This is a genomic window from Azospirillum sp. B506 (genome assembly GCF_000333595.1).
Taxonomy (GTDB): Bacteria; Pseudomonadota; Alphaproteobacteria; order Azospirillales; family Azospirillaceae; genus Azospirillum.
Map to the genome: position 1 here is coordinate 1 of NZ_BADK01000136.1, position 4,596 is coordinate 4,596.

General features: G+C 65.3%; 6 protein-coding genes. 5 read left to right on the plus strand and 1 reads right to left on the minus strand.

Translation table 11 applies throughout. From position 1 onward, the window contains the following. From I71_RS04725 to I71_RS04745, 5 genes are all read left to right on the plus strand, one after another. On the plus strand, positions 1–913 hold a 913-nt coding region (locus I71_RS04725; protein WP_244433635.1), incomplete at its 5' end, for an ATP-binding protein. Beyond that, a complete protein-coding gene (locus I71_RS04730; RefSeq protein WP_042691369.1) occupies positions 913–1,350 on the plus strand; it encodes a response regulator in 438 nt (145 codons plus the stop codon). The genes I71_RS04725 and I71_RS04730, both read left to right, overlap by 1 nt. Positions 1,351–1,362: 12 nt before the next feature. Further along, positions 1,363–2,778 carry a diguanylate cyclase gene (locus tag I71_RS34785; protein ID WP_049975923.1) on the plus strand — a complete coding sequence of 472 codons (1,416 nt, stop codon included), beginning with the start codon at positions 1,363–1,365 and terminating at the stop codon, positions 2,776–2,778. Positions 2,779–2,921: 143 nt separating this feature from the next. Beyond that, positions 2,922–3,326, plus strand: a complete 405-nt coding sequence (locus I71_RS04740) for a response regulator (RefSeq protein WP_042691373.1) — start codon at positions 2,922–2,924, stop codon at positions 3,324–3,326. Beyond that, positions 3,323–3,661, plus strand: a complete 339-nt coding sequence (locus I71_RS04745; RefSeq protein WP_042691376.1) for a hypothetical protein — start codon at positions 3,323–3,325, stop codon at positions 3,659–3,661. The genes I71_RS04740 and I71_RS04745 overlap by 4 nt, the downstream gene beginning before the upstream one ends. 6 nt (positions 3,662–3,667) lie before the next feature. Here the strand turns inward: I71_RS04745 and I71_RS04750 are convergent, their stop codons facing one another. Further along, on the minus strand, positions 3,668–4,204 hold the full coding sequence (locus I71_RS04750; RefSeq protein ID WP_244433636.1) for a nitrogen fixation protein NifQ: 537 nt from the start codon (positions 4,202–4,204) through the stop codon (positions 3,668–3,670). Between the last annotated feature and the right edge of the window lie 392 nt (positions 4,205–4,596).

A 4,596-nucleotide genomic window follows, 5' to 3' on the forward strand; every position in this document is an offset into this window, starting at 1 on the left:
GCTGATCGAGCGGATCCACCTGCCGGACGGCTATTGGACCTGGGCGCTGGCTCCGCGCACCAGCTGGGATGGGATGGCCCATGCCGATCCGGCCTTCCGCGGGTTCCAGGCCGCCTTCCTGCTGCTGTCGCTGCTGATCGAGGCAGTGACCTTCCTGGCGGTCGGCCGCCGCTATAGGCTGGAACGTCAGGTCGACCTGCGCACCGCAGAACTCGGCCGCGCCAAGAACGAGCTGGAGCAGTTCGCCTACGCCGCCGCCCATGACCTGCAGGAGCCGCTGCGGGCCATCGCCAGCTATGCCCAATTGCTGGAACGGCAGCAGAAGGGCAGGCTGGACGAGGAGAGCGAGGGCTTCATCCGCGAGATCGTCGACGGCGCCGGCCGGCTGAAGATGCTGCTGCGCGACGTCCAGCTTTTCCTGGCGGAGGACCGTGTGCCGCTCGGCTGCGGTGTCATTCCCGCCGCCGCTGCTCTGCAGGCGGCGTTGACCGCGTTGAAGCGGCGGATCGAGGATGCAGGCGCCACGGTGACGGTGGCGGAGCTGCCGACGGTGCAGGCCGACGAACGCCGGCTGCGCGAGATCTTCGCTGTGTTGATCGCCAACGCCGTCGAATACCGCGATCCCAGCCGCGCGCTGGAGGTGCAGGTGTCGCACCGGCGGATCGACGACTTTGACGTGATCGACGTACGCGACAACGGCATCGGCATCGATCCGCGGTATAGCGACCAGATTTTCGAGGTTTTCCGCCGCCTGCATTCGCGCACCGACCATCCCGGCACCGGCATGGGGCTGGCAATCGCCCGCAAGATGGCTGAGCGGTTGGGCGGACGCATCACCCTCGTCTCCAGTCCCGGTGAGGGCAGCATTTTTTCCATCCATCTCCCCCATCCCTCCGTCCTGGGATTCCCCTGATGCAGGATCTGACATCCCCCTTCGAGATCCTGTTGGTCGAGGACGACCCGGCGGATGCCGGTCTCGCCAAGCGCGCCTTGCGCGACGGGCGCATCCTGTGCAACGTCGGCCATGTCCGCGATGGAGTGGAGGCGATGGAGTATCTGCACCGCCAGGGACCGTTCGCCGATGCAGTCCGTCCGGATCTGATCCTGCTCGACCTCAACATGCCGCGGATGGACGGTCGCGCGGTGCTGCAGGAGTTGAAAGCCGACGAGGAGCTGAAGACCATTCCGGTGGTGATCCTCACCACCTCCGACGTCGATCGCGACGTGAACGCCAGCTATCTGCTGGGTGCCAACAGCTTCATCACCAAGCCGATGGACATGGACGCCTTCTTCGATGCCGTGAAGAGCATCGAGGAATACTGGTTCCGTGTCGTCCGGCTGCCACGGTGAGGGAGGTCCGCCATGCCCATCACCACGCCCATCCCGATGTCGGACAAGCCGACCGTATCGCACGATCTCTTATCCATGGAGGAACACACGGCGATCCTGCTGGTCGAGGATGACGATGCCGACGCGCGGCTTGTCACCCGGTCGCTGACGCCTTATGCCCGTCGAAGCACCATTGCGCGCGCCACCTCGCTGACGGACGCGCGGACATGGCTGAGCCGCAACGCCTGCGACGTCATCCTGCTCGACCTCTCGCTGCCCGACAGCTTTGGGCTGGAGACGGTGACCCGTCTGCATGCCGACGTGCCATCGCTGCCGCTGGTGGTGCTGACCGGCTATGACGACGAGGATTTCGCGCTGGAGATCCTGGCCCACGGCGCCCAGGACTATCTGGTCAAAGGGCAGACCGACGGGCCGCTGATGTGGCGGGCGGTCCAGCACGCCATGGCCCGCAAGCGGCTGGAGGAGGAACTGCGGCTGTCGGAGGAGCGGCTGCAGGGCATCATCGGGCTGGCGCAGGATGCCATTCTGACCACCGACGCCAACCTGAACATCACCCTGTTCAATCGGGCGGCCGAAAGCCTGTTCGGCTATGACGCCGGCGACATCCTGGGCCGTCCGCTGTCGCTGCTGATCCCCGAGCGCTTCCGGCTGGACCACGGCGCGCACATTGCCGCTTTCGGCGCGTCGGAGGTGCAGGCGCAGGTGATGACCAAACGCCGTGAAGTTCAGGGGCTGACCGCCGACGGGCGGGAGTTCCCGGCGGAAATATCGATCGCCAAGCTGCACAACGCCGACGGCATGATGTTCACCGCCGTGATCCGCGACGTATCGGAACGCAAACGGGCGGAAAGCGAGTTGCGCCGAATGGCGACCACCGACCCGCTGACCGGCTTGAACAACCGCCGCCGTTTTCTGGAGCTGGCGGAGGTCGAAATGGCCCGGCTGCGCCGTTACGGCAGGCCGGTGTCGGTGCTGATGATGGACATCGACCGGTTCAAGATGATCAACGACACCCACGGCCATGCGATGGGGGACCAGGCCTTGGTTCGTCTGGGGGAGATCTGCCGCAACGAACTGCGCGACACCGACCATATCGGACGGGTGGGCGGCGAGGAATTCGCGATCATCCTTCCGGAAACCCCGCTGGCCGCGGCGACCGAGGTGGCGGAACGGCTACGCCACAAGCTGGCGATGGCCGACGTGCCGCTCCAGCCCGTCGATCAGGGGCAAGGGTGCTTGCGCATGACCGTCAGCATCGGCGTAGCCATGTGTGGGGAGGAGGATTCCAGCATCGAACGGGCGCTGGGGCGGGCCGACCGGGCGCTGTACGAAGCGAAGGCGATGGGACGCAATCGCGTCGTCGTCAGCGACGGTTATCCCGCTCCGGTTTTTGCCAGCGCGGCGATCCCCGCCTCCATCGCCAGCTGATGTCACGCCCGCCAGGGGTGCAAATCGCCGAAAATTTTACAGAGATAAAACCATATTCCATCCATCGGTAACCGACCATCGGTTGCCCGGCGCCGTTTCGGACGGTATCAGTTGGAAATGGCGATCTGGCTGGAGGATTGGGGATGGATAGGCAGGCGATCGACTATGCCCGGCATCGCATCCTGGTGGTGGAGGACCAACCCTTCGTCCGCCGCACCATCGTTCAGATTCTGGGCCAGATTGGCTTCCGTGACGTGACGGAGGCAGACAATGGCGAGTCGGCGATGTACGAATGCATCCGCGTCGATCCGCACCTGATCGTCTGCGACATCGACATGAAGCCGGTTTCCGGCCTGCAATTCCTCGCCCGCCTACGCGCCAGTTCCGAGGCCGCCAATCCCCGCGCCCCGGTTGTATTCCTGACGAACCACACCGAATCGGAGATCGTCAAGCAGGCGATGGCACTGGGCGTCAACGGTTTCGTCGTCAAACCGCCATCCTTTTCCGCCTTGAAGGAGCGGGTGGACCGGCTGCTGGGGGGGCGGTGAGGCATCTCGTCCTGCTCGTCCCGCTGCTGGTCGCCGCCTGTTCGGGCGAGCCGTCGGAGGGCGACATGCGCAAGCTGGTGGAGGCACACACCCGCCGCACGCTGGAGCGGCAGGGCAATGCGGCCTTCCGCGCCTTCGACAATTTCCGCAAGCAGGGCTGCATCGAGGCGAAGCAGAAAGGTGGGGCGACCGGAAGCGGCCAGTATGATTGCTATTATGCCGCCACCTTCGTGCCGCAGCCGGGGCAACCGCCGCTGACCGTCAACGGCAAGGGCCGTTTCCGCCACACCGACAAGGGCCTGACCTTCGAGGATCTGGGCGCCCAGCCTCGCTGAAGCGCCTTACGCGCCGCGGGCGAGTCGGGAGAGGGTGGACAGCGGATCGCCGGCCTCCTCGCCGAAACAGACCTCGACGTCGTCACACACCTCGCAGTTGGGCGATTTGCACAGCATCAGCCCCTCGCGCTCGCAAAGCTGGCGATAGAAGAATTTCTTCCACTTCATGTCGCCGGAATTCATCGCGACCAGGGCCGGGAAATGCAGCCGGAACATGGTGTTGAGTTCACCACGGTCGTGAAAGCCCATATCCTGCCACAGATGGTTCGGCTCCAGCGACCGTCGCGCCAGGATGGTGGCCAGCCAGCGCTCCTCGTCGGCTCCCGTCGCGCCATGCTCGACCAGGAAGGCGCGAAGGTCCGCTTCCTCGATGGCATCCTCGCCGCACTCTTCCCCATCGGCAAGGGCGGCGACGGCGTCCGTGAACTGCGGGGCGTGGCGTGCAGCAAGCTCGGCCAGATCGTCCTTGGCCAGCGCCAGCGCCTGGACCATCGTCCGCTCCGGATCGGCCGCGGCCAGCGCCAGGATCCGGCCGAAAATCATGCGGTCGGCGTCAGAGGCCGGTGGGGCGAGGCTTTGTATAGGGTTGGGGGTAGTGGGCTGGGACAGGACCACTCGGCATCTCCACCGGCAAAGAGCACCCGCGACGCCTGCTATCCTGACCCATGATGCTGCAGATGCGAAAGACGCTGTCGGGCCTTCCGTCCTGCGGCATTGTGTCGCGTCAGGCGTGATGGCTGCCGATCTCTTCAGCGAAGCGTTCGAAAAATCCGGCGAGCACGCGGTCGGTCTTGGCCTGTACCAGCTTTACCGCCATCCGGCCGGCCCGCGGCGCCGGATGAAGTCTGCGATCCCGTATTCGGGTTCGTCATCGTCCCTTCCCATCCGCTATGGCCGGAGTGCCCGGCGTTTTCAGATGAGATGACCGTACCGCA